Genomic DNA, 25,433 nt, shown 5'->3' on the forward strand with positions numbered 1-25,433 from the left:
CGTCAGCGACTGGCGGTAAGGATCGCATCGATGAACCGGTGCGCCTTCAGTGCATCCTCGCCGGTGACGCGCAGCGGCGTGCCCTTCCGGATCGCATCCACGAAATCCTGAAGCAGGGCGCGGTGCATCTCGTGGCCGAAGGCCATGGGATCGGCGCCCGCCCCGCTCCCTGATTTTTCGCCGCCGACGCTTTCGCGGGTGCCGTCCATGAAGACTACCTCCAGCGTGTCGCCATTGAAGACGGCCGTTCCGCGGGTGCCGATCAGTTCGATGCGGTCCGGCAGGCCGGGATAAGCGCAGGTCGTGGCATTGAGCGTGCCGATTGCGCCGTTCTCGAAGGCGAAGGTCGCCGTCACCAGATCCTCAGTCTCCATCCGGTGCATGGCCGTGGTGCGTCCATAAGACGCTACCTCGACCGGCGTGCCGGCCAGGCTCAACAGCAGATCGATCATGTGGATGCCTTGGGTGAGCAGCACGCCGCCGCCATCGCGCGCCCGCGTCCCCCTCCCCTCGACATCATAATAACTCTGCGGCCGCCAGTTGCGGATCGCGACAGACGCTTCGACCAGATCGCCAAGCCGGCCCGAGCGGACGATCGTATCCAGTTGCAGTGCGGCGGTTCGGAACCGGTTCTGCAGCGCCACGCCAAGCAGGACGCCAGCCTCCTCCGTCACCCGAACAATGTGCTCGGAGCGATCGAGCGAGATGTCGAGCGGCTTTTCCAGGAGGATATGCTTGAGGGCGGACGCAGCACGTTCAACGAGCTCGAGATGACTGTTTGGCGGCGTCAGGATCAGCACCGCGTCAATTTTCGTGTTCGAAAAGATCGCGTCGAGATCACCGCTGGTCGGGATCGCCGGATATTGCGTGGCAAAGGCGTGCCGCCTGGCTTCGGTCTGGCTGAAGGCCGCGACACACTCCACCTGATCGGCAAGATCAAGCAGCGCCCGCGCATGGTGCCCTGCCGCCATGCCAAGGCCGATCATCGCCACCCGAAGCTTTTCCATGCATTTCCTCCCGCATCCCACTTGTCACGCAAACTACACCACAGGCGCGCCGCCGCCAGAGGAACATCCGCGCCAACACCTAGTTTTGGTGGGGCAAGGACACAGGGCGGAGAAAGACATGGATCGCAGTATCAAGATCGCAGCCTCGGATGTCGGTGCGGCACCCTCGAACGCCACGGTTCCGGCCAGTGGGATGACGGTCGAGCCGATTACCTTCCTGCCGAGCGACTGGGTGCCGAACCATCCCCAGCTCCCCGCCCTCGTTTACCGTTGCGCCATTGCACCTGAAGGCGAGATGGCACCGAAGTTCGAGCAGCGGTTCCGGGAGAATGGCTGGCAGGGCATCTGGCGGGATGGCGTTTTTGACTACCAGCACTACCACACAGGCGCCCACGAGGTGCTCGGCATTGCCGGCGGCCGGGCCCGGTTGCTGATCGGCGGACCGGGCGGAGCAGAACTGAGCGTCGTCGCTGGTGATTGTCTCGTGCTTCCCGCAGGCACTGGGCATATGCGCATCGATGCCAGTCGCGACTTCCTTGTCGTCGGCGCTTATCCGCCCGGGCAGGAGGCGGATATCCAGACCGGCCCGGCAAGTCAGGATCAGTTGCAGAAGATCGCCACGCTGCCGATCCCGGCGACCGATCCGCTGGGCGGCACAGGCGGGTCTTTGTCCCGCTTCTGGTCGCGCAAGTAGATCGCTGGAGTTGGCTGCTGATCCTGCCGGTCGTGCCCGAAGCTTTTCATCGGAACCACACGCACCGTCTGACAGTTAGTCGCCCGAACTCTGCCCGAAAATCCAAGGCAAGGCCAAACCGATGAACACGCGCCCCCAATTCGCTTCTCGGATCTCGCTGTCGCAGGTGCCTCCCCAGATCTACTACGTTCATCCGCTGATGCTGAGGGGCATCGAAGCCTGGCAGGAACTCTTCGCGCATGTCCGCGATCTCGGCTTTGACACCGTGTTGAGCGCCCCGCTTTACCAGCGTGGCCGCAATGCCAGCGTCTTCGTCACGGGCGACTTTGATCGGCTCGACCCCGAGCTCGGCCTTGGCGACAATATCGAGGACGGCATCCGTTCGCTGGTGGAGGCCGCGCGCGCTGCCAACATCAAGCTGATGTTCGACCTCGTGGTGGACCAGGTGGCGACCGATGACGCGCATCCGCGGCCGGTGGTCGCCGATCCACGCAAGCCGCCGCAGGAGAACGAAAGCCGCAGGATCGACTTCATGCAGGAGTCGCGCCACATCGAGGATTGGCACGGCCGCCTCAAGTGGCTGACGGGCCTCGGCGTCGCCGGCTTCCGCTGCATGGGTATCGGCCGCATTGCACCCGAAGCCTGGTACGCGCTGATTGCCTCGACGCGCAGTGCCGCACCCGAAACCACCTTCATCGCCTGGACGCCTGGCACCGCTTTCGAGGAGCGCAAGGCGCTTCAGGGTGCCGGCTTCGACGGCAGCTTCTCGTCATTTGCTTGGTGGAACCTCGAAGAACGCTGGATCATGGACGAGTACCAGATCCAGCGCGAACTGGGATACCAGATCACCTTCCCGGAAGCGCCCTTCGCAAAGCGCCTGGCGCACGGCACCGACAGCTGCGAGGTGCTGGAGCGCAAGGCCGTGCGGGCGCTGCGGCTGGCCTCCACCTTTGCCAGCGGGCTGATGATCCCGATGGGCTTTGAATTTGGCGCCGGCGTGCCGCTCGATCCGCTGCATGGCGACGGTCTGGGCCTGCGCGGCTTGCGCGATCGCGGCTCGTTCGACCTGTCGAGCGACATCCGCGCCATCAACGCGTCGACCAACAAGACCGCCGCCGGGTTTGCTCGCCAGCCGCTGCGGGTGATTTCGCCGAGCCAGTCGCCGGCAGTCGCGCTGCTGCAGACGGACCAGGAGGACATCCGCACATCGCAGAAAGTCCGCGTGGTGGTGCTCAACCGCGACCTGCGCCGCGCAACGCGTGCGCCTTACAATGTACTGCGCGAGGCCGCCGCTCCCTTCCTGCCTTTGACGGGGATGGACGACGAGAACGACATCTTCACCAGCGAATTGACGCTGAAGCCCGGCGAACTTCGCATCTTCGAAGGCCGTGCGTCGGCGCCGATCGTCAATGCGGTTGCCGTTCCCTCGGCTTCGGAAGCGGCCGCTACTCCGCGCCTCGCAATCGAGAAGGTCACCCCCGCCGTCGACGAGGGCCGGTTCATGGTCAAGCGGGTGGTGGGTGACATCGTTAAGGTCGAAGCCGATATCTTCGCCGATGGCCATGACCCACTTGCGGCAGCGCTGCGCTGGCGTGCCGCCGACGAGACGGACTGGCAGGAAGTTCCGATGCAGCTGATCCTCAATGATCGGTGGCAGGCAGAGTTTCCGCTGAAGCGGCTGGGGCGTCACGAGTTCGTCGTCGAGGCCTGGAAGAACCCGTTCCAGATCTTCCGCTATGAGTTCGGCAAGAAGTACGAGGCGCGGCTCGACCTGCGCCTGGAGATCCAGGAGGGCATCAACCTGGTTCTCGACGCGCTCGACCATGCGGAAGGCACGCTGAAGACCCAACTTAAGGTGCTGTTCGACAAGCTGACCGGGCAGCAGGACCAGCAGCGCGTCGAAACGCTGCTTGCGCCCGCGACCGCCGAACTGATGGCGGAAGCCGACCGCCGTCCGCACAAGGCACGCTCGACTGTCATTCCGGTCGATGCCGAGCGCATTGCCGCTTCCTTTGCCAGCTGGTACCAGGTATTCCCGCGCTCCCAGAGCGGCGACGCGAACCGTCACGGCACCTTCGATGATGTGATCCGTCGCCTGCCAGCGATCCGCGAGATGGGCTTCGACGTCCTTTATTTCCCCCCGATCCACCCGATCGGCAAGACCAACCGCAAGGGCAAGAACAACGCCCTGACGGCGGGGCCGAACGATCCCGGCAGCCCATACGCTATAGGCTCGGAGGATGGCGGCCACGATGCGATCCATCCTGAGCTTGGGACGTTCGAAGATTTCCGGCGCCTGGTGGAGGCGGCGAGCCGAGAAGGCCTGGAGATCGCCCTTGACCTTGCCATCCAGGCCTCGCCGGACCATCCATGGTTGAAGGAACATCCCGGCTGGTTCGACTGGCGCCCGGACGGCACGATCCGTTATGCGGAAAACCCGCCGAAGAAATACGAGGATATCGTCAACGTCGACTTCTACGCCCGCGACGCCGTGCCGTCGCTGTGGATCGAGCTGCGCGATGTGGTCCAGAAGTGGGTCGACAACGGCGTCAAGCTGTTCCGCGTCGACAACCCCCACACCAAGCCCTTTCCGTTCTGGGAGTGGCTGATCGCCGACATCCGTTCGCGCCATCCGGAAGTGGTGTTCCTGTCGGAAGCCTTCACCAAGCCGAAGGTCATGTACCGGCTGGCAAAGGTCGGCTTCTCGCAGTCCTACACCTACTTCACCTGGCGCAATGCGAAGTGGGAGCTCGAGCAGTACATGCGCGAGATCACCACTGAAGAACCGAAGGAGTTCTTCCGGCCGCACTTCTTCGTCAACACGCACGACATCAATCCGGACTTCCTGCAGAACGCGCCGCGCCCCGCCTATCTGATCCGTGCAGCATTGGCGGCCACGCTGTCCGGGCTCTGGGGTGTCTATAACGGGTTCGAGCTTTGCGAAGGCCGGCCGGACGCCAAGCGCAAAGAATATGCCGACTCCGAGAAATACGAGATTCGTGCCTGGGACTATGACCGCCCCGGCAACATCAAGGGCGAGATCGCGATGCTGAACCGGATCCGCCGCGAGAACCCGGCGCTCCACTCGCATCTGGGCCTGCAGCTCCTGACGGCTTGGAACGACAATATCATGTTCTTCGAGAAGACCAGCGCAGGCCGCGAAAACGCGATTCTGATCGCCGTGAACCTCGACCCGTACAATGCCCACGAGGCGGATGTCGAAATTCCGCTCTGGTCATGGAACCTCCCCGACCACGGATCGCTTGATCTGGAAGACGTTGTGGGCGGCAACCGCTTCACGCTGACCGGCAAGGTGCAGCGGATCCGGCTCGACCCGCATGGTGGCCTGCCATTCTTGATCTGGCGCGTGCGATAAGAGAGGAAGATAGATGGACATGACGAGCAGCCGTGGCCAAGCCGAGGGGCAGACCCAGCCGTTGAACGACGATCCGCTGTGGTTCAAGGACGCCATCATCTACCAGTTGCACGTCAAGTCCTTCTACGACGCGAATGGCGACGGGATCGGCGACTTCCAGGGCCTGCACGAGAAGCTGGATCACATCGCCTCGCTGGGCGCGAATACGATCTGGCTGTTGCCGTTCTTCCCAAGCCCGCGCCGAGACGACGGGTACGACATTGCCGACTATACCAATGTCAGCCCGGACTACGGCACCGTGGACGAGTTCAAGGCTTTCGTTGCAGCGGCCCACGAACGCGGGCTCCGGGTGGTCATCGAGCTCGTCATCAACCACACGTCGGACCAGCATCCGTGGTTCCAGCGGGCGCGAAACGCACCTCCCGGCTCGCCGGAGCGGGACTTCTATGTCTGGTCGGACACCGACCAGAAGTTTCCCGAAACCCGCATCATCTTCCTTGATACGGAGAAGTCCAACTGGACCTGGGATCCGGTCGCCGGCGCCTACTACTGGCACCGCTTCTATTCGCACCAGCCGGACCTCAATTTCGATAACCCGATGGTTCTCGAAGAACTGCTCGGCGTCATGCGCTTCTGGCTGGAAACCGGGATCGATGGCTTCCGGCTGGATGCCATCCCCTACCTCATCGAGCGCGAAGGCACGATCAACGAGAACCTGCCAGAAACCCACGAGATCCTGAAGAAGATCCGGGCCGCGCTCGACAGCAGCCACCCGGGCAAGATGCTCCTTGCCGAGGCCAACCAGTGGCCGGAAGACACCAGCGAATATTTTGGCGACGGCGACGAATGCAACATGGCGTTCCACTTCCCGCTGATGCCGCGCATGTACATGGCGATCGCCAAGGAAGACCGTTTTCCGATCACCGACATCATGCGGCAGACGCCGGAAATCCCGGACAACTGCCAGTGGGCGATCTTCCTGCGCAACCATGACGAGCTGACGCTTGAAATGGTCACTGACGAGGAGCGCGATTACCTCTGGAACACCTACGCCGCCGATCGTCGCGCGCGCATCAATCTTGGCATCCGCCGCCGGCTGGCGCCGCTTATGGAGCGAGACCGCCGCCGTGTCGAGCTGATGAATGCGCTGCTGCTTTCGATGCCCGGCACCCCCGTCATCTATTACGGTGACGAGATCGGCATGGGCGACAACATCTATCTCGGCGACCGCGACGGCGTGCGCACGCCGATGCAATGGTCGCCGGACCGCAACGGCGGTTTCTCCAAGGCTGACCCCGCCCGGCTGGTACTGCCGCCGGTGATGGACCCGCTCTACGGCTACGAGGCGGTCAATGTCGAAGCGCAGGGTGCGGATGCACATTCGCTCTTGAACTGGACGCGCCGCATGCTGGCGCTTCGCAACAAGCATCCGGCCTTCGGGCGTGGCACGCAGCGGTTCCTGACCCCGGGCAACCGCAAGATCCTGGCCTATCTGCGCGAATACGAAGGCGAGACGATCCTCTGCGTTGCAAACCTTTCGCGCCTGCCGCAGGCAGTCGAGCTTGATCTGGCGCAGTTCGCGGGTCGGGTACCGATCGAGCTCACCGGCATGTCGCCCTTCCCGCCGATCGGCCAGCTTACCTATCTGCTGACGCTGCCGCCCTATGGCTTCTTCTGGTTCCAGCTGGCGGAAGAATCCGATGGCCCGGTCTGGCGCACCGAGCCCCCGGAACAGATGCAGGACATGGTGACCATGGTGGTGCGCCGCGACCTGCAGGACCTCGTCAACGAGCCGCGGCTGGCAAACTCGTTCTCGAACGACGTGCTACCGCCCTATCTTGCCAAGCGGCGCTGGTTTGGCTCGAAAAGCGAGGTGCTGATCAGCGCGCGTCTGGCTGCCGCAACCCCGGTGGCGTTTGCCAACAACGTGCTGCTTTGCGAGCTCGAGGTTGATCTCAGCGGCCGCAAGGACACCTACCTCCTGCCGCTCGCGGTTGCCTGGGACGATACGCAGCCGAGCGCCCTTGCGCAGCAGTTGGCCATGGCCCGCATCCGTCGCGGGCGCCGCGTCGGGTTCCTCACCGATGGTTTTGCGACCGAGGGGCTTGCCCGCGGTGTGCTGCGGGGCCTCTGCGATCGCGCAGTTATTTCCGGGCGCGCCGGCACGCTCGAATTCCTCGGCACCGACAAGCTCGACTGCCTGAGCATCCAGGAGGACATGCAGGTTACCTGGCTGTCGGCCGAACAGTCGAACAGCTCGCTGATCCTCGGCAACATGGCGATGGTGAAGCTGATCCGGCACATCTTCCCCGGCATCCACCCGGAAGTGGAGATGACCCGCTACCTTACCAATGTCGGCTACCAGAACACGGCGCAGTTGCTGGGCGAAGTCGCCCGCATCGACCCGGATGGCAACCGCTATACGCTGATCATCGTGCAGGCAGCGATCCGCAACCAGGGCGACGCCTGGAACTGGATGCTGTCCAACCTGCGCCGCTCGATCGACGAAGTGGTGGTTACCGCCCTTGAGGGTGAGGCGGCCGACGAGCACTTCAAGCCGCTCGTCGATTTTGCCGCCACCATCGGCACGCGGCTCGGCGAACTGCATGTGGCCCTCGCCCAGCCCACGGATGATCCCGACTTCCAGCCCGTCGTTGCCACCCGCGACGATGCCGCCCACTGGCGCGAAAGCGTGACCAATCAGATCATCCAGAGCCTGTCGCTCCTGGAGCGCACGGTGGAGGGGCTCGAAGGTTCGTTGCAGGACGAAGCCCGGATGCTGCTCGAGCGTCGCGACGAACTGCTGGCGATCGCCTCGCAGCTGGCGGAGGCTGCCAACGGAACCCTGATGACGCGCAACCACGGTGACTTCCACCTTGGCCAGATCCTGGTTGCTGAAAGCGACGCCTATATCATCGACTTCGAAGGCGAACCGACGAAGAACCTCGATGAGCGGCGCGCCAAGAGCAACCCGCTGCGCGACGTCGCCGGCCTGCTGCGCTCGCTGAGCTATCTTGCAGCGTCGGCGGACCTCGAGCGCGAAGTCGTCAGCGAGGTGGACCATTCGCGCCACAAGGAACTGGTCGACCGCTTCATCAAGCGGGCCGAGGCCGCGTTCCTGCAGGCCTATTTCAAGGCGATCGAGGCATCGGACGAACTGACGCGGACAGACCATGTCCGCGACAAGCTGCTCGATCTCTTCCTCCTTGAAAAGGCGGCTTATGAGATCGCCTACGAAGTTCGCAGCCGGCCGCACTGGCTGCCGCTCCCCCTTGCTGGCTTCTCGGCCATCGCATCAAGACTGCTGGAGAAACGTTGATGAGATACGAGCGCACGGACCTGATGATCGGCACCGTCGAGGAGGCGCTGCAGGCCCTGGTCGAAGGCCGCCATGGTGAGCCCTTCTCGATTCTCGGACGTCACCAATATGGTGAGATCACCGTGGTGCGGGCGCTTTTGCCTGGTGCGCAGGGCGTATCGGTCATCGAAGCCCATACCGGCAGGATCCTGGCGGAACTGGAGTCGATCCATGACGGCGGCTTGTTTGCCGGGCTGATCGGCAGCCCGGCGCCCTACCTTTTCCGGATCCAGTGGCCGGACGCCGTGCAGGAAACCGAAGACCCCTATTCCTTCGGGCCGCTGCTCGGCGATCTCGATCTGCACCTGATCGGGCAAGGCACCCACTATGACCTTGGCCGCACGCTGGGCGCAATGCCGATGGAGATCAACGGCGTCGCCGGCGTGCGTTTTGCTGTCTGGGCGCCAAATGCCCGTCGCGTTTCGGTGGTCGGCGACTTCAACTCTTGGGACGGGCGGCGCCACCCGATGCGGTTGCGCCAGCAGGCCGGCATCTGGGAACTGTTCATCCCGCGCCTGACGCATGGGGAGCGCTACAAGTTCGAGCTGCTGGACAGCAACGGCCATCCGCTGCCGCAGAAGGCAGACCCGGTGGCACGTGCAAGTGAAGCCGCACCGTCGACCGCCTCGATCGTTGCATCGTCCAAGCCCTTCCGCTGGAGCGACGATGCGTGGATGGCACGCCAGCGGGCCGACCGCGAGCGCGAAGGCGCGATGTCGATCTACGAGGCGCATCTCGGTTCGTGGCTGCGGGTTTCCGAAGAAGGCAACCGTTCGCTCGACTGGGTCGAGCTCAGCCAGCGCATGATCCCCTATGTCAAATACCTTGGCTTTACCCATATCGAGATGCTGCCGATCATGGAGCATCCGTTCGGCGGGTCCTGGGGCTACCAGCCGCTTGGCCTCTTTGCCCCGACCGGCCGGCACGGGACGCCGGAAGATTTCGCCTATTTCGTCGACCGCTGCCACGAGGCGGGCATCGGCGTCATCCTCGACTGGGTTCCGGCGCACTTCCCGACCGACATGTGGGGACTGGCGCGCTTCGACGGCACGGCGCTCTACGAGCATGAAGATCCGCGCGAGGGTTTCCACAAGGACTGGAACACGCTCATCTACAATCTCGGCCGCAACGAAGTGAAGGGCTTCCTGATCGCCTCGGCGCTCTACTGGCTCGAGCATTTCCACGTCGACGCGCTGCGTGTCGATGCGGTCGCCTCGATGCTCTATCGCGACTACAGCCGCAATGCTGGCGAATGGATCCCGAATAAATACGGCGGCCGGGAGAACCTGGAATCGGTTGAGTTCTTCAAGCACCTCAACAGCATCATTCACGACCGCTGCCCGCATGCCTTCACCGCGGCGGAAGAGTCGACCGCCTGGCCGGGCGTGACCGACAAGGTCGAGAACGGCGGGCTCGGCTTTGATTTCAAGTGGAACATGGGCTGGATGCACGACACGCTGCATTACATGTCCGACGACCCGATCTACCGCAAATACCACCATGGCGGCATGACCTTCGGCATGATCTACGCCTATTCGGAACGCTTCATCCTGCCGCTCTCCCACGACGAAGTGGTCCACGGCAAAGGGTCGCTGCTCGGCAAGATGCCGGGCGACCACTGGCAGAAGATGGCGAACCTGCGCGCCTATTACGGCTTCATGTGGGGGCACCCGGGCAAGAAGCTGCTGTTCATGGGCGGCGAAGTGGCGCAGGACACCGAATGGAATCACGACGGCTCCGTTGTGTGGGACCTGCTTGACCGGCCGGACCATGCGGGCGTGCAGCGCCTGATCAGCGATCTCAACGCGCTTTATGCAAAGGAGCCGGCACTGCAGTTCAGCGATCTCCATCCGGAAGGGTTCGAATGGGCGGTTTCCGACGATGCGGAAAGCTCGGTCTACGGCATGCTGCGCTCCTCGCAGGATGGCTCGACGCGCATGCTGATCATGTCGAACATGACGCCGATGCCGCGCCATGACTATCGCCTGGGCGTTCCCGAAAAAGGCCGCTGGGAGGTTGTCCTCAACACTGATGCCGGGATCTATGGCGGGTCGAATTTCGGCCAGACGGAAGCGTGGACGGAAGACATCCCGTGCCATGGCCGCGGTCAGTCGATCTCGCTGAACCTGCCGCCGCTCGCCACCGTCTTCCTGCGCTGGCGAGCCTGATCAGGTGTCTCGCCAACCGCTCAGATAGGTGACCTTATCGACGCCGGCGAAGCGCCCCACACGCAAGAGTTCTGCGTCGAGCTTCTCCAGGCGCCCGGCGGAGGGGCGCACGCCCTTTTCCAGCCACAGCTTCCTCACATTGAGGCTGCCTGCCTTGCGGTCGGCCTTCATGTCGATGCGGCCGATCATCCGCGCACCTTCCATGAGCGGAAAGACGTAATATCCATATTGCCGCTTCGGCTCCGGCACGAAGACCTCGATGCGATAGGAGAAGTTGAACAGGCGCTCGGCGCGGTCGCGATTGCGCAACAGCGGGTCGAAGGGGCTGAGGACACGCACCCGCGCCGGCGGCTCCGGCACATCGCCAAGGGCTTCCGGAAAACCGGCGAGCGCGAACGAAGCGCGAGGACGACTGCCGTCGGCAGTCTCGATCAGCACTTCCGCCAGTTCGTCGCGATGCGCCTTCACCCAGTCCTTCGCCTCGTCCGGCGTGACGAGATCCCAGAAGGCGGCGAGCTCGCCCGAGGTGGCAAAGCCGAGACGACGCAGAGCACTGCGACAGGCCCAGTCGATGAACTCCTCGTGGCTCACTTCCGGCTCGTGGTGCTGCGGCTGGATCACCCGCTCCGTCAGGTCGTAGATCTTCTGGAAGTTCTCGCGGCCGGCAATCGCCAGCTTGCCGGTGTGCCAGTAATATTCGAGCGCTGTCTTGTTCGGGTGCCAGTTCCACCAGCCGCCGGACTTGTGCTCTTCGGCCTTGAGTTCACGCGACATGATCGCGCCGTTTTCGGCAATGTAGCGGAACGTATCCTCGAAGGCGGAATCGAAGCCTTCGCCGTGCCACTTGCGCCAGCGCTCGGCGATGATCGGCTCGCGGCGGCGAAACCTGTGTTTCCAATAGCGGAAGAAGCGCGCCGGGATGATCGAGGCATCATGCGTCCAGTGCTCGAAAAGCTCGCGATCCTTCTCGAGCAGCGCCGTCAGGTGCTCGCGCCGATAGGTCTGGTTGCGCGAAAACAAGATCATGTGGTGGGCGCGCTCCACCGTCGCGATGCTGTCGACCTGCACAAAGCCGAGGTCATCGATGAGCTGCAGCAGGGCCTGCTTGTTCAGCGACCGCGTCGGTGACGCCGACAGCTGCTGTCGCTCCAGAAAGATCCTTCGTGCCTGGTCATTCGCAATGAGAATCGCCATGGAGGAAAGACTAGAATGCCGAGGCCGAGGTTGCAATGTTCACGTTCAGTTCTGCATTTCCCTCCCCGTCGTTACGGTCTATAGAGGCGGCGAACGCGAGGGGTGCCCTTGGACATTCGTTTTGAACAGGCAGAAGCACGGTTCGAGGGACGCACCGTTCTTCATCCGCTGACCCTTACGCTCAGCGAGCGGCGGATCGGCATCATCGGCCTTAACGGCTCCGGCAAGACAACGTTTGCCCGCATGATCAACGGGCTTGTCACGCCCGCAGCCGGACGCGTCACCGTCAACGGCTTCGATACGGCAAGCGATGGGGAGCAGGTGCGCTCGGCGGCGGGCTTCATCTTCCAGAACCCGCAGAACCAGATCGTCCTGCCGATCCTCAAGGAAGACATCGCGCTTGGGCTCACCAGCCGGAAACTCTCGCGGGAGGAAAAGCAGGCGGAAGTGAACGCCGTGCTCGCTCGTTTCGGGATCGAGCATCTGGCGGACCGGCGCGTTCATGAGCTTTCGGGTGGCGAACTGCAGCTCGCGGCGCTCGCCTCGGTACTGGTGACGCGACCTGAAATCCTCATCATGGACGAGCCGACCAACCAGCTCGACCTGCGCAATCGGGCCCTGGTGGAAAAGACCGTGCATTCGCTCGAAGAAAACGTCCTCGTCATCAGCCACGATCTGGATTTGATCGCCGGCTTCGACCGCGTCCTGCTGTTCCACGAAGGCCGGCTGCTGGCCGATGGCGAGCCGCCGGCTGTCATCGACCAGTACCGGACGCTCTGCGCCGCATGAAGACGCTTTACGTTCAAGGCGACACCTGGCTGCACCGGCTTTCGCCGGGCCTCAAGCTTGGCGGCCTTGCCGTCTTCAGCCTGCTGCTTTTCGTGACCGCTTCCCCGGTGGTGCTGGCGGCTGCTGTTTTCCTTGCCGGCGCAATTCACGCGTCGATGTGCTTCGGCGTGGCGCGGACATGGCAGCAGTTGCGGGTGATTCTGCTTTCCATCTCCATCCTCACAGTCTTCACGCTGCTTCTGAACGGCCCGGCGGACGCGCTCGCTGTTTTCCTGAGGCTGGTGGCACTTGCGGTCCTCGCTGCAACTATAACGGCAACCACGAGCACGGCCGAGTTCATCGACACGATCACCGCGGGCGCACGCCCACTCGAGCGCATCGGGCTGGTCAAGGCGGCGGATCTTGGTCTTGCCATCGGCCTCGTGGTGCGTTTCGTGCCGGAAGTGCTGGCCCGGTACGAAGCGATCCGCGATGCCCACCACGCGCGCGGGTTGAAACAGCGACCGCTAACGCTCGCGGTGCCGCTGATCATCCAGACGCTGCGCCATGCCGACGAGATTGCCGCCGCCATTGACGCTCGCGGCATCCGCGGGCAGAACAACCGCAAACTCGGCGAAGGGAGCTGAACATGGCTACACGGGATCTCGTTCTGGCAGCGCTTTTCGCAGCCATCATCGTCGCACTCGGCCTCGTGCCGCCGATCATGCTGGGCTTCATCCCGGTGCCGATCACCGCTCAGTCGCTCGGCGTCATGCTGGCCGGCGTCATCCTCGGCGCAAAGCGCGGCGGGCTTGCCGTTCTGCTGGTGCTCGTCCTCGTCGCAATCGGGTTGCCGGTTCTTTCGGGCGGCCGCGGCGGCCTTGCCACCTTTGTCCTGCCGACCGCTGGCTACCTTGTGGGCTGGTTCTTTGCCGCCGTTGCGATCGGCTATTGCTCGGAGCGCTTCGTCGGCCGTTCGCAAAGCGCACTCGTGCAGGTCACCGGCTTCTTCATGGCAGCGATGATCGGCGGCGTCGTGATCCTCCACGGTCTCGGCATCCTGTGGCTGGCCTATGGCACCGGCACCGGGCTCAGCACCGCGTTCCTGGGCGACCTGGCCTTCATTCCCGGCGACATCCTGAAGGCGGCAATCGCGGCGCTTGCCGGTCGCGCCGTCATGGTCGGTTACCCGCTGCTGCCGCAGCGCGCCTGAGCCAAGCTAATCCAGGTACTGGTAGAGCCAGTCGCGCAGTTCCTCGGGAAGGGCCACCGGCTCACGGCTTTCCGCATCGCAGGCGCACCACAGGATTTCGGCTTCCGCCACGGCTTCCGAACCGCGCATCATGCGGACAAGGAAGCCCGCCGACTTGCCGCCGATCTTGCTGACGCCAACGGTTGTGTGAACGACATCGCCGAGCTTCAGCGGCGAATGGAAGTTGCAGGTGACCTTGCCGATGGTGAAGAACGGGTCGCTCGGCTGCGCATCGCGCCGACGCCAGAACTCCGCCACCGCTTCCTCGGCCCGGGAAACATATGCGGCCCGAAACATCTCGCCGTTCATATCCACATCGCGGAACGGAACCCGGAACTCGAACGGTTTTTTCGTGTCTTTGGCCAATGCACCCTCTGGTTCATGCTCTTCTGGACATTCATTCTTCCAAGCTTAAGCCGGGGAGAGCAAGAGGCGCGCCTTGAAAAAACGCATGAATTGCGCCATGTCGTCGGCTCCGCATTTCCCACCCGACGGGACCGCTCATGACCACGCGCCTTTACGAGCACAAGATTTTCCTCGAGCATCGCACGCCGGAAGGACATCCCGAACGGGCTGACCGGCTGCGCTCGCTGAACATCGCGCTGGAGCATCCGAACTTTGCGGATCTTGACCGCAAGGAAGCGCCGCAGGCGAACGAGGACAGCGTCCTTCTTGCCCATCCGGAAGATTATCTTCGCTCGGTCATGCGCGCGATCCCGGAGGAAGACACGGTGCGGCAGATCGAATCCGACACCTACGTCAGCCCAAAAAGCCTGCAGGCCGCGCTGACCGGTGTAGGTGGCGCCATGGCCGCCGTCGATGACGTGCTGACGGGCCAGGTGGACAACGCCTTTGTTGCTGCCCGTCCGCCAGGGCACCATGCGGAAAAGAACAAGTTCATGGGCTTTTGCCTGTTCAACAATGCCGCGATTGCCGCCCGTTACGCGCAGCAGAAATACGGCGTAGAGCGGGTCGCGATCGTCGACTGGGACGTGCACCACGGCAACGGCACCCAAGACATCTTCTGGAACGATCCTTCCGTTCTCTTCTGCTCGACGCACCAGATGCCGCTTTACCCCGGCACAGGGGCGAAGGACGAGACCGGCACGAAAAACAACATCGTCAACGCGCCGCTGTCTCCCGACACCGGAAGCGAGCATTTCCACGAGGCGTTCAAGAGCCGCGTGCTGCCGGCCCTCGACAACTTCCGGCCGGACTTCCTGATCGTTTCGGCAGGCTTCGACGCCCATCATCGCGACCCGCTGGCGCAGATCAACCTCGTCGGCAACGACTTCGACTGGGCAACCGGGCGGCTGATGGAGATCGCCGGCAAATACGCGGGCAATCGGCTCGTCAGCCTGCTCGAGGGCGGTTATGATCTGGAAGGTCTGGCCGAGTCGGCCGGCATGCATATTTCAAGACTGATGAGGGGCTAGTCATGACCGAGAACACCGACACCATCGATGTCAGCGGCTACTCCTTCGAGAAGGCCGTCGCCGAGCTCGAAAGCATCGTCGCACGGCTGGAACGCGGCGACGTGGCGCTCGATGAGTCCATCGCCATCTACGAGCGCGGCGAGGCCTTGAAGAAGCATTGCGAGAAACTGCTCAACGCCGCCGAGAACCGCATCGAGAAGATCCGGCTTGATCGCGCCGGCAAGCCGCAGGGCACCGAACCGCTAGACGCCGGCTGATCACGATCTTCAACTAAAGTCGCAAAACGGCCTTCCGGCTGCGGATGACAAACCGGTTGACCTGAAAGAAGCCCCTCCCCATGATAGCGCCATCTGATAGTGGCTTGGGAGGAGCTGATCGTGAAGTCCAGTAAAATCAACCTTATGTTCGCCGCAACGCTTGCCGTCTCGGCAGCCGTTTCGGCCACCAGCGTCAAGGCGGCCGAGTTCATCAACGTCCTGACCGGCGGAACATCTGGCGTCTATTATCCGCTCGGAGTGGCGCTGAGTGAGATCTACGGCAAGAACATCAAGGATTCGCGCACACAGGTGCAGGCGACCAAGGCCTCGGTTGAAAACCTCAACCTGCTGCAGGCGGGCCGCGGCGAAATCGGTTTCTCGCTGGGTGACTCGGTCCAGGAAGCGTGGAAGGGCAACAAGGAAGCCGGCTTCCCGGCCAAGCTCGACAAGCTGCGCGGCATCGCGGCGATCTATCCGAACTACATCCAGGTGGTTGCGAGCGCTGAATCCGGCGTGAAGACGCTGGCGGACCTGAAGGGCAAGAGCCTTTCGGTGGGCGCACCGGCCTCCGGCACCGAGCTCAACGCCCGCGCGATCTTCGAAGCCGCCGGCATGTCCTACAAGGACCTCGGCAAGACCGAATACCTGCCGTTTGCGGAATCCGTTGAACTCATCAAGAATCGCCAACTGGACGCAACCCTGCAGTCGGCCGGCCTGGGCGTCGCTTCGATCCGCGACCTTGCAACCTCGCTGAAGATCAACGTCGTTGCCATCCCGGCCGCTGAGGTCGAGAAGATCGGCGCTCCCTACGTGTCCGTGAAGATCCCGGCCGGCACCTATGAAGGTCAGACCGAGGATGTGGAAACGGCAGCCGTCGGCAACTTCCTCATCACGCATTCGGGTGTCTCCGACGAGACCGCCTACCAGATGACCAAGCTTCTGTTCGACAACCTGCCGCAGCTTGCCGCAGCGCATGCCGCCGCCAAGGCCATCGACGTGAAGAAGGCCATCGAAGGCATGCCGGTGCCGCTGCATCCGGGTGCCGAGCGCTACTACAAGGAAGTTGGCCTGCTGAAGTAGGACGCTTTCAAACTGCCAAACGGGCGCGTCTCGTCTCCTGACGGGGCGCGCTTCAATCTGAGGTAACTACCCCACGGAGCAGCCGTGACGCCCTTTGGGTCAGACGGCAGAAGCGGGGCCTGAACATTGCGAAGAGCCCATGACCGTTACGCCCATGCTTCATGATTCCAATGCACCGCATTCGGCAGAAGAGGCCATCGAAGGCCTGCCAGCCGGCTTCGGAGACGGAATTAGCGGCAGGATCGCGTTCTGGATCGCCTGTGCCTTCACGCTTTTTCAGATCTGGACAGCCGCCTATGGCACGCTTGCAAGCCAGATCGTGCGTGCCATGCATGTCGGTTTCCTGCTGCTTCTCGGCTTCGTGCTGATTGCCAACCTCGTGGCCAAGACGCCGCTCGGCAAGATCTGGTTCTGGGTGCTTGGCATCGCCGGCTTTTCCACCGGCCTGTATAACTGGATCTTCTACGCTGACCTCATCCAGCGCAGCAGCTTCCTCACCACCGAAGACCTGGTCGTCGGGACCCTGCTGATCGTGCTGGTGTTTGAAGCGGCGCGCCGGCTGATGGGCCTGCCGCTGACGATCATCGCCGGCATCTTTCTCGCCTACTGCTTCTTCGGCGAATATGCGCCGGGACCATTCATCCACCGCGGGTACGGCTTCGAGCAGATCATCGAGACCTTCGCCTTCGGCACGGAAGGCATCTACGGCACTCCGATCTATGTTTCGGCCGCCTATATCTTCATCTTCGTGGTCTTCGCCGCCTTCCTCGAGCGGGCGGGCATGCTGGCGCTGTTCAACGATTTCGCGCTCGGGCTCGTCGGCACATGGCGCGGCGGGCCGGCCCAGGTCTGCGTGCTGTCCTCGGCGCTGATGGGCACGATTTCCGGCTCCGGCGTGGCGAACGTCGTGGCGTCCGGCCAGTTTACCATTCCGCTGATGAAACGCTTCGGTTTCCGTTCTGCCTTTGCGGGTGGCGTCGAGGCGACATCGTCCATGGGCGGCCAGATCATGCCGCCGGTCATGGGTGCGGTGGCCTTCATCATGGCCGAGACGTTGAACGTCTCCTATGCCTCGATCGTCAAGGCGGCCATCATCCCCGCCGTTCTCTACTTCGGTGCCTGCTTCTGGATGGTCTTCCTGGAAGCCGGAAAGGCCGGGCTCAAGGGCATGAGCAAGGCTGAACTTCCCAATCCGTGGACGGCGGTGAAGGAACACTGGCCGCTGATCCTGCCGCTCGCAGCCCTCGTCTACCTCCTGTTTGCCGGATATACGCCGATCTTCGCCGGCACCATGGGCCTCGCTCTGGTGATCGTGCTGATCCTCGGCATGCCGCTTGCCGCCAGCATCGGCCCGTTCATCTTCCGCATCGTGTTCTGGGTCGCACTCGGCCTTGCCGCCGCATCCTTCATGAAGTTTGGCGTCAACTTCCTCGTCATCGTCATTCTTGGCCTGATCGCCGGCTGCGTCTTCGTCAAGGGTGGCCGCGAAACGCTCATCATCTGCCGTGACGCCATGGCGGAAGGCGCGAAGAACGCGCTGCCCGTCGGGATTGCCTGCGCCATCGTCGGCATCGTCATAGGCACGCTTAGCCTTACCGGGATTGCCTCAACCTTCGTCGGCGCCATCATCCGGGTCGGCGAGCACAATCTCTTCCTGTCGCTGGTGCTGACGATGATCACCTGCCTGATCCTTGGCATGGGCATTCCGACGATCCCGAACTACATCATCACCTCTTCACTGGCCGGCCCGGCACTGCTGGAACTTGGCGTGCCGCTCATCGTCAGCCACATGTTCGTCTTCTATTTCGGCATCATGGCCGACCTGACGCCGCCGGTGGCGCTGGCAGCATTTGCGGCAGCACCGATGGCGAAAACATCCGGCATGAAGATTGGCATCGAAGCGACGAAGCTTGCGAGCGCTGGTTTCGTCGTGCCGTTCATGGCGGTCTACACGCCGGCGCTGATGCTGCAGGATCCGGGTGCCATCTCGGCTGCATGGGGTTACCCGGTCGAGGTCATCTACCTCTTCGCCAAGGCCTGCTTCGGCATCGGTCTCTGGGGCGTGGCGGTCGTCGGCTTCCTGTTTACCCGGGCGGCGGCATGGGAACGCCTGATTGCTCTGGTTGCCGGTGCGAGCCTTGTGGTGGCCCTGCCTTGGACCGACGAAGTCGGCTGGGCGCTCGGCATCATCCTCGTCGCACAACACTGGTGGCGCAGCCGCAAGCTGGGCGCGGCGACGGTGACGCCGTAGAGCCGGTGCCAGCTCTCTGCATCATGGCCGGCGGCAAGGCGACGACCCTTGCCGTCTCACTCTTCACCTTGTCCTGGACTCATTCGGTCCAGAAGACAGAGTGGCGCGAGGCCTGGTCCGTGCAACCCTCCGGCCTTGAACTGACCGAAGCCGCCGTGAAGGGGTCGGGCGCCGGTATGGAACCCGGGCCGGATGCGGTGATGCGCGACGGCTGGTATGTGTGGCATCCCAAACTGCCGCCGCAGCGGGAGATCTCGCTTGCGGCCTCCGGTGCAACACCGAGTGCCTGGCGGCTTTGCCACACGGGTGGCTGCACGGAACTTGGTGCGACGGCGGGGGACGAAGTCCTGCTCAAGCCGTGCGACTAGCTGCCTCACCAGAAGCCTGGAAGATCATCACCACCGACCTCCCGCCCCTGCTCGTTGAACTGAAGTCTTTCCTGGCGCAATATCCTGAAGATCAGGAAGCGCCTTAGCGAGTAAGCCATGTCCTTCTTTCCCGGAACCGATCCTGTTGCAGGCGATGCCTTTGCCTGTGACGCGATCGAGAACCTCATCATCCCGCGCAGCAGCGACATCGGCGGCTTTGCGGTGCGGCGTGCGCTGCCGACGCGCCACCGACGACTTGTTGGGCCGTTCATCTTCTTCGACCGCATGGGCCCTGCGCTGCTCAGGGCGGATGAAGCGCTCGACGTGAAGCCGCATCCGCATATCGGGCTCTCCACCGTCACCTATCTGTTCGACGGCGAGATCAAGCATCGCGACAGTCTCGGCACCGAACTCGTCATCAAGCCGGGAGACATCAACCTGATGACGGCCGGCCGCGGCATCGTGCATTCGGAGCGCACGCCCGAGAACCTGCGCGGCCACCCGATGTCGGTGTCGGGACTGCAGGCCTGGCTGGCGCTGCCCGACAACCAGGAGGAGATCGACCCGCGGTTCGCCCATACCAGCCGCGAGGCAATGCCGACGATCGACGCAGGCGGCGCAACCGGGCGGGTGGTGATTGGTTCCTTCGAAGGACTGAGCTCACCGGTGCTGACATTCTCCGATACGCTTTACGTGGACCTGCGGCTGGAGCCCGGCCGTCGTTTTCCATTCTCGGCAGCGCATGAGGAACGGGCGATCTACATCCTGTCGGGAGGACTGGTGGTTGCGGGAGATCGGTTCGCGGCAGACCAACTGCTCGTGTTCCGCCCCGGCGACAACATCACGCTCGAGGCGGGAGAGCCGGGCTGCCACATCATGTTGTTCGGCGGTGCCGCGCTCAACTCCAAGCGCTACATCTGGTGGAACTTTGTTTCCTCGTCCAAGGAACGGATCGAGAAGGCCAAGGAGGAGTGGCGCACCGGACGCTTCGACATTGTGCCGGGGGATGAAGAAGAGTTCGTACCCTTGCCGGTCGGATAAAATCGGTTAGAACAGCCCATCACAAAACTTGAAAAAGCCTGCTTTCTTCTCATCTTCTGAGGACGCAAGCTTCTGACCATGACGAGAAAAGGCAAACTTCGTGACATCATTGCCCGCAACGCCACTACTCGACAAGGTCAACCTGCCTGGAGATCTTCGCAAACTGGATGACCGCGACCTGCCGCAACTGGCGCGGGAGGTGCGCGACGAGATGATCGACGCCGTGTCGAAGACCGGCGGGCATCTCGGTGCAGGTCTCGGCGTCGTCGAACTGACGATCGCCATCCACAAGGTATTCAACACGCCGGACGACCGCCTGATCTTCGATGTCGGCCACCAGTGCTACCCGCACAAGATCCTCACTGGTCGCCGGGACCGGATCCGCACACTGCGCCAGGAGAGCGGCCTTTCCGGCTTCACCCGTCGGGCCGAAAGCGAATACGATCCGTTCGGTGCCGCCCATTCCTCAACCTCCATCTCGGCCGGCCTCGGCATGGCAGTGGCGGCAGACCTTTCCGGCTCAAAGCGCAACGTGATTGCTGTCATCGGTGACGGTGCGATGTCAGCCGGCATGGCCTATGAGGCGCTGAACAATGCGGGCGCGCTCGATGCGCGGCTGATCGTCATCCTCAACGACAACGACATGTCGATTGCACCGCCGACGGGCGCCATGAGCGCTTATTTGGCGCGCCTTGCCTCTGGCCGCACCTATCTGGGCATGCGCGAAGTGGGCAAGAAGCTCACCGGTTATCTCGGCAAGTCGATCGACCGAGCCATCACCCGTGCCGTGGAACATGCACGTGGTTACGTTACCGGCGGCACGATGTTCGAGGAGATGGGCTTCTACCATATCGGCCCGATCGACGGGCATTCCTTCGAGCACCTGTTGCCGGTGCTGCGCAATGTGCGCGACAACGGCCGAGGCCCGGTGCTGATCCATGTCGTGACGCAGAAGGGCAAGGGTTACGCACCCGCCGAAGCGGCTGCCGACAAATACCACGGCGTCAACAAGTTCGATGTCATTACCGGCGCGCAGGCGAAATCGAAGCCGAATGCCCCCTCCTATACAAGCGTCTTCGGCGAAACGCTTGTCCAGGAAGCGCGCCTGGACGACAAGATCGTTGGCATTACCGCGGCCATGCCGAACGGCACCGGCATAGACAAGCTGGCGGAAGTGTTTCCGTCGCGCACCTACGATGTGGGGATTGCCGAGCAACATGCGGTCACCTTCGCCGCTGGCCTTGCCGCGGAAGGCTACAAGCCCTTCTGCGCCATCTATTCCACCTTTCTGCAGCGCGGTTACGACCAGGTTGTGCATGACGTGGCGATCCAGGGGCTTCCCGTGCGCTTTCCGATCGATCGTGCCGGCTTTGTTGGCGCAGACGGCCCGACACATGCCGGCTCGTTCGACACCACCTTCCTTGCCACCCTGCCGGGCATGGTGGTGATGGCGGCAGCCGACGAGGCAGAACTCAAGCACATGGTGCGGACCGCCGCAGCTTATGACGCTGGTCCGATCTCCTTCCGTTACCCGCGCGGCGAAGGCGTCGGCGTGGAGATGCCGGAGCGTGGCCGGATCCTTGAGATCGGCAAGGGCCGCGTGGTGAAGCAGGGCTCCAAGATTGCCCTCCTCTCATTCGGGACGCGGCTGAAGGACTGTCTGCTGGCCGCCGAGGATCTCGATGCCGCCGGTCTTTCCACCACCGTTGCCGATGCACGCTTCGCGAAGCCCCTGGACCACGACCTCATTCGCCAGCTGGCGCGCCACCACGAGGTGCTGATCACCATCGAGGAAGGTGCGGTGGGCGGCTTCGGCAGCCACGTCCTGCATTTCCTGGCAAGCGAAGGCCTCCTCGACAACGGGCTCAAGGTGCGGTCGATGGTACTGCCGGATGTGTGGATGGAGCAGGCAAGCCCCGAGACGATGTATGTCAAGGCGGGCCTCGACCGCGCCGGCATCGTATCGGTGGTCTTCAAGGCACTCGGGCAAAGCCGCGTCGGCGTCGGCTTCGCCGGCTGAGCTTCGCCTGCGGAACTACTCCACGGCATTCAGGAAGAGGACGTGCAGGTCCTTCTGCGGGTAAAAATCGGTTGCTGACATCTCGAAGGTCGTCGGTCCGACCTTCTTGACGCCGGTGCCGCAGAAGCTGACGAAATCCTTCTCGCGCCCCTTGTCGACAGTCAGCTTGAACTTGCCGATCGGACCGCTCCAGTTGGCGCCGGTGGTGAGGATATAGGAAATCCACTGTTCGGTATAATGCGGTCCTGACTTGGCGGCCGCCGCTTCCAGCCTTGCCGCTGTCTTCATGAACGCGCTGTCGATGCAGTAGCGTTCGGCATAAGCCTTGTAATTCGATACGGGCTTGCCCCCTTCGATGAAGGTCATGGCCACCGTGCCGCCAACGCTTGGCTTGTAGCGGTGGCTCACCCGCACCGGCTTGTTCGGCGGAAAGCTGGTCTTCCACCAGTAGGTCGAGCGCAGCGTCCAGGCCGGGCGGATCTCCTCCTCCCAGCCCTGGCCGGCATCGTAGCTGTCGACATAGATCAGTCCCTTGCTGATCCAGTCCGCCTTCACATCCACCGGCAGCGCCTTCAGCGCCTCCGCAGTCTTGTCGCTATAGGGCAGCACCGGGATCTTGTGCGTCTCGAACTCGTCGGTGCGGTCGATACCGAGTGCCAGCACACGCTGTTGCAGTTCCGGCTTGATCTGGCGGCTGTCCTGAACCACCGAGAAGCCAAGGAAGTTGTCGCTTTCCATGTCACCCACGGCGACATCGTTCTGGGCGCCACCAACGACATCGGGCATCGGGAAGGCGATGATGCTTTCCACCTCCTTTTCGCTCGTGTTGCGGAACACGTAGTCGACCAGCACCTCCTCTCGCGAAAGGTAGAGGTCTTCTTCTTCCATCACGACATCGGTGGTCTGGACATAGATGAGCCCGCCGGTCGTCAGTTCGGCTGTCGTGTCATTTGCCCAGCTGTTCGAAGCCGCCAGCAGCAGGCCACCGACGAGAAAAGTCCAACGCATCCCCACCCCCTCATGTCACGCGCGTCGTGACATTAAGCCGGGACGCCAAAACAGAAAAGGCAGGCGGATGGTGTTCCGCCTGCCTTTTCGCAAAGTCATTCAGGGGTTGATCAGAATTCCGTCCATTCTTCCTTCACGGCCGCTGCCGTTGCAGTCTTGCCGGAAAAGGCGCGGGCAACGGTGGAACGCAGCATCTGCGCGGGGGACGCGACCGGACGGGCTTCCGCTGTGGCTGCCACCGGACGCGACTGCTGCGCAGGTGCGCCGCCGAAGTTGAACTGGCGCAGCAGGGCGTCGAGCGCCTGGGCTTCCTGGGCAAGCTTGTGGCTTGCCGCGTTCTGTTCTTCCACCATGGCAGCGTTCTGCTGGGTGTTCTGGTCCATGTTGTTGACCGAAGCGTTGATCTCCTGCAGGCCCGTCGACTGCTCGCGGGTCGAGACCACGATGGCATCAAGGTGCTCGTTGATCTGCTGCACCTCGCCGACGATGGCTTCCAGCGCATTGCCGGTTTCGCCAACCAGCGCCACGCCGGCATCCACCTGGTGGCTGGAGGTGGTGATCAGCGACTTGATCTCCTTCGCCGCATTTGCCGAGCGCTGGGCAAGCTCGCGCACTTCCTGTGCGACAACGGCAAAGCCCTTGCCTGCATCCCCTGCACGAGCCGCTTCAACACCGGCGTTCAGCGCCAGAAGGTTGGTCTGGAAGGCGATGTCATCGATCACCGAAATGATGTTGATGATCTCGCCGGACGACTTGGAAATCTGCTCCATTGCCGAGACCGCGCGGCGAACGACCTCGCCCGACTTCTCGGCGCCATGCCGAGCGCGCTCGACGCGGCGTCCCACGTCCTCGGCCCGACGGGCCGATTCCTTGACGGTGGTGGTGACTTCCTCAAGAGCCGCAGCTGTTTCCTCGACGGCGGCAGCCTGCTGCTCCGTGCGGCGGCCGAGGTCATCGGCAGCCGAGCGGATTTCGGCAGCGCCGGCGTTGATGGCAGCAGCATTGGCACCGACGGCCTGGAGTGCGGCCTGGAGGCGCGAGAGCGACTGGTTGAAGTCCGTGCGCAGGCGGTCGAGGCGGCCTACGAACGGCTGGTCCAGACGGTAGGCAACGTCACCATCGGCAAGCTTTGCAAGAGCCGTGGCAAGCGAGTCGATTGCAAACTCGACATCGGCTGCTTCGCGGGCCTTCTCGGCGTCGTTGGCGAGCCGTTCGCGTTCGGTGGTTTCGCGCAGCGCGTCGGCATCGCGGGCGAGCGCCTGCTTTTCAATGGCAGCGTTCTTGAAGACAACAACGGCCTTGGCCATCTGGCCGACTTCGTCGCCGCGATGGGTCGCCGGTACCTCGATATCGTTGTTGCCGCCGGCAAGCTGCGTCATCGCATTGGTCATGCCGATGATCGGCGAGACGATGGCGCGTGACAGGGCCCAGACGAGGACAACGGCGATGACACCGGCAGCGGCGCCGCCGATGATCAGCGTCATGAGAAGGTCGTCATGGGCTTCGACCTGGGCCTCGTTCAGGCCAGCCGAAAGATCGAGCGCCTGCTTCTTGATCTTGGCAGCCGCTTCGCGGAAGCCATCGAGCTGGCCCTTGGCCTGGTTGCGGCCGATCTCGATGACCTCGTCAATCGTCATCTCTGTCGTCTTGCGCGCTTCAAGCTGCGGCACGGTCAGTTGGGTGTGGAACACGTCTGCGGCAGAGCGCATGGCCTCCAGCGACGTCACGATTTCCGGACGACCAGCTGCAACCTTCTTGGCTGCATCGATCGCCGCGATCATCTTGTCGCGGTTGGCAAATACGTCCTTGTAGGTGCTGTCGCTCTTGAACAGCAGGAAGCCGCGTTGGTTGACGGCCTGTTCGAGCATCGCCTCGAGCGCGTTGTCCACCTGCACCAGGATCGCCTGGGACGCGGCCTGGTCAGCGGAGGCACGGCTGGACTTCAGTGCCTGCCAGTAAACACCGGCAGACGCCAGGAGGCAGACACCCATCAAAGCCGCAAAGGTAATGATCAGCTTGGAATTCAGAGAAAGGTTCTTCAGTGACATGTTTTTCCGCTCACAGGTGAAACAGCATCGCGCTTGTCTCCACCCCGGAAGGAACGCCAACATCATTAAAATTGGGTTGCGCGGGCACTACAGCTTCTTGCGCCTGA

Annotated in this window: 19 protein-coding genes; 14 read left to right on the forward strand and 5 right to left on the reverse strand. The window is 63.0% G+C overall.

What is annotated here, in order from left to right:
• Window positions 1-2: 2 nt before the first annotated feature.
• Window positions 3-1,007, reverse strand: a complete 1,005-nt coding sequence (locus M0654_RS11715) for a Gfo/Idh/MocA family protein (RefSeq protein ID WP_248683237.1) — start codon at window positions 1,005-1,007, stop codon at window positions 3-5.
• Window positions 1,008-1,200: 193 nt separating this feature from the next.
• Here M0654_RS11715 and M0654_RS11720 point away from each other — a divergent pair, with 193 nt between their 5' ends.
• The 4 genes from M0654_RS11720 to glgB all read left to right on the forward strand — a co-directional run bounded on the left by M0654_RS11720 (window position 1,201) and on the right by glgB (window position 10,603).
• Complete coding sequence (locus M0654_RS11720) at window positions 1,201-1,701, forward strand: cupin (protein WP_248683360.1); 501 nt, start codon at window positions 1,201-1,203, stop codon at window positions 1,699-1,701.
• A gap of 121 nt (window positions 1,702-1,822) precedes the next feature.
• Entirely contained in the window at window positions 1,823-5,077 is a 3,255-nt protein-coding gene (locus tag M0654_RS11725) for a maltotransferase domain-containing protein (protein WP_248683238.1), read from the forward strand.
• Window positions 5,078-5,090: 13 nt separating this feature from the next.
• Window positions 5,091-8,396, forward strand: coding sequence for a maltose alpha-D-glucosyltransferase (treS, locus tag M0654_RS11730; RefSeq protein ID WP_248683239.1), 3,306 nt, complete (start codon window positions 5,091-5,093; stop codon window positions 8,394-8,396).
• Window positions 8,396-10,603: a 1,4-alpha-glucan branching protein GlgB gene (gene glgB, locus M0654_RS11735; protein WP_248683240.1), complete on the forward strand. Its 2,208-nt coding sequence runs from the start codon at window positions 8,396-8,398 to the stop codon at window positions 10,601-10,603. The genes treS and glgB overlap by 1 nt, the downstream gene beginning before the upstream one ends.
• On the opposite strand, the gene M0654_RS11740 is transcribed toward glgB, so the two are convergent.
• On the reverse strand, window positions 10,604-11,797 hold the full coding sequence (locus M0654_RS11740; protein WP_248683241.1) for a winged helix-turn-helix domain-containing protein: 1,194 nt from the start codon (window positions 11,795-11,797) through the stop codon (window positions 10,604-10,606).
• 108 nt (window positions 11,798-11,905) lie between these two features.
• Here M0654_RS11740 and M0654_RS11745 point away from each other — a divergent pair, with 108 nt between their 5' ends.
• From M0654_RS11745 to M0654_RS11755, 3 genes are read left to right on the forward strand one after another with little or no spacing between them, the layout of a single operon-like run.
• Complete coding sequence (locus M0654_RS11745; RefSeq protein ID WP_248683242.1) at window positions 11,906-12,586, forward strand: energy-coupling factor ABC transporter ATP-binding protein; 681 nt, start codon at window positions 11,906-11,908, stop codon at window positions 12,584-12,586.
• Window positions 12,583-13,212, forward strand: a complete 630-nt coding sequence (locus M0654_RS11750; RefSeq protein ID WP_248683243.1) for an energy-coupling factor transporter transmembrane component T family protein — start codon at window positions 12,583-12,585, stop codon at window positions 13,210-13,212. The genes M0654_RS11745 and M0654_RS11750 overlap by 4 nt, the downstream gene beginning before the upstream one ends.
• Before the next feature lie 2 nt (window positions 13,213-13,214).
• Window positions 13,215-13,778 carry a biotin transporter BioY gene (locus M0654_RS11755; protein ID WP_118848864.1) on the forward strand — a complete coding sequence of 188 codons (564 nt, stop codon included), beginning with the start codon at window positions 13,215-13,217 and terminating at the stop codon, window positions 13,776-13,778.
• Window positions 13,779-13,784: 6 nt separating this feature from the next.
• Here the strand turns inward: M0654_RS11755 and M0654_RS11760 are convergent, their stop codons facing one another.
• Entirely contained in the window at window positions 13,785-14,183 is a 399-nt protein-coding gene (locus tag M0654_RS11760; protein WP_245450380.1) for an acyl-CoA thioesterase, read from the reverse strand.
• A gap of 137 nt (window positions 14,184-14,320) precedes the next feature.
• On the opposite strand from M0654_RS11760, the gene M0654_RS11765 reads away from it, so the two are divergent.
• The 7 genes from M0654_RS11765 (at window position 14,321) to dxs (ending at window position 22,270) form a co-directional block, all read left to right on the forward strand.
• Window positions 14,321-15,253, forward strand: coding sequence for a histone deacetylase family protein (locus M0654_RS11765; protein ID WP_248683244.1), 933 nt, complete (start codon window positions 14,321-14,323; stop codon window positions 15,251-15,253).
• Window positions 15,254-15,255: 2 nt separating this feature from the next.
• Window positions 15,256-15,510 (forward strand): exodeoxyribonuclease VII small subunit, encoded by a 255-nt coding sequence (locus M0654_RS11770; RefSeq protein ID WP_118848862.1) that lies wholly within the window; start codon window positions 15,256-15,258, stop codon window positions 15,508-15,510.
• Window positions 15,511-15,654: 144 nt separating this feature from the next.
• On the forward strand, window positions 15,655-16,590 hold the full coding sequence (locus M0654_RS11775; protein ID WP_118848861.1) for a TAXI family TRAP transporter solute-binding subunit: 936 nt from the start codon (window positions 15,655-15,657) through the stop codon (window positions 16,588-16,590).
• A gap of 139 nt (window positions 16,591-16,729) precedes the next feature.
• Window positions 16,730-18,841 (forward strand): TRAP transporter permease, encoded by a 2,112-nt coding sequence (locus tag M0654_RS11780; protein ID WP_248683245.1) that lies wholly within the window; start codon window positions 16,730-16,732, stop codon window positions 18,839-18,841.
• 23 nt (window positions 18,842-18,864) lie between these two features.
• The gene (locus M0654_RS11785) at window positions 18,865-19,209 is read left to right on the forward strand and encodes a DUF1850 domain-containing protein (protein WP_248683361.1); all 345 of its coding nucleotides are present in this window, start codon (window positions 18,865-18,867) and stop codon (window positions 19,207-19,209) included.
• A gap of 117 nt (window positions 19,210-19,326) precedes the next feature.
• Window positions 19,327-20,250 carry a pirin family protein gene (locus M0654_RS11790; protein WP_248683246.1) on the forward strand — a complete coding sequence of 308 codons (924 nt, stop codon included), beginning with the start codon at window positions 19,327-19,329 and terminating at the stop codon, window positions 20,248-20,250.
• A gap of 100 nt (window positions 20,251-20,350) precedes the next feature.
• Window positions 20,351-22,270 carry a 1-deoxy-D-xylulose-5-phosphate synthase gene (gene dxs / locus M0654_RS11795; protein ID WP_248683247.1) on the forward strand — a complete coding sequence of 640 codons (1,920 nt, stop codon included), beginning with the start codon at window positions 20,351-20,353 and terminating at the stop codon, window positions 22,268-22,270.
• A gap of 15 nt (window positions 22,271-22,285) precedes the next feature.
• Here dxs and M0654_RS11800 read toward each other — a convergent pair whose 3' ends face one another.
• Together M0654_RS11800 and M0654_RS11805 are read right to left on the reverse strand one after the other, a co-directional pair.
• A complete protein-coding gene (locus M0654_RS11800) occupies window positions 22,286-23,278 on the reverse strand; it encodes a DUF4424 domain-containing protein (RefSeq protein WP_248683248.1) in 993 nt (330 codons plus the stop codon).
• A gap of 110 nt (window positions 23,279-23,388) precedes the next feature.
• Window positions 23,389-25,326 carry a methyl-accepting chemotaxis protein gene (locus M0654_RS11805; protein ID WP_248683249.1) on the reverse strand — a complete coding sequence of 646 codons (1,938 nt, stop codon included), beginning with the start codon at window positions 25,324-25,326 and terminating at the stop codon, window positions 23,389-23,391.
• Window positions 25,327-25,433: the final 107 nt, after the last annotated feature.

Source organism: Neorhizobium turbinariae (assembly GCF_023223505.1).
Lineage (GTDB): Bacteria > Pseudomonadota > Alphaproteobacteria > Rhizobiales > Rhizobiaceae > Neorhizobium > Neorhizobium turbinariae.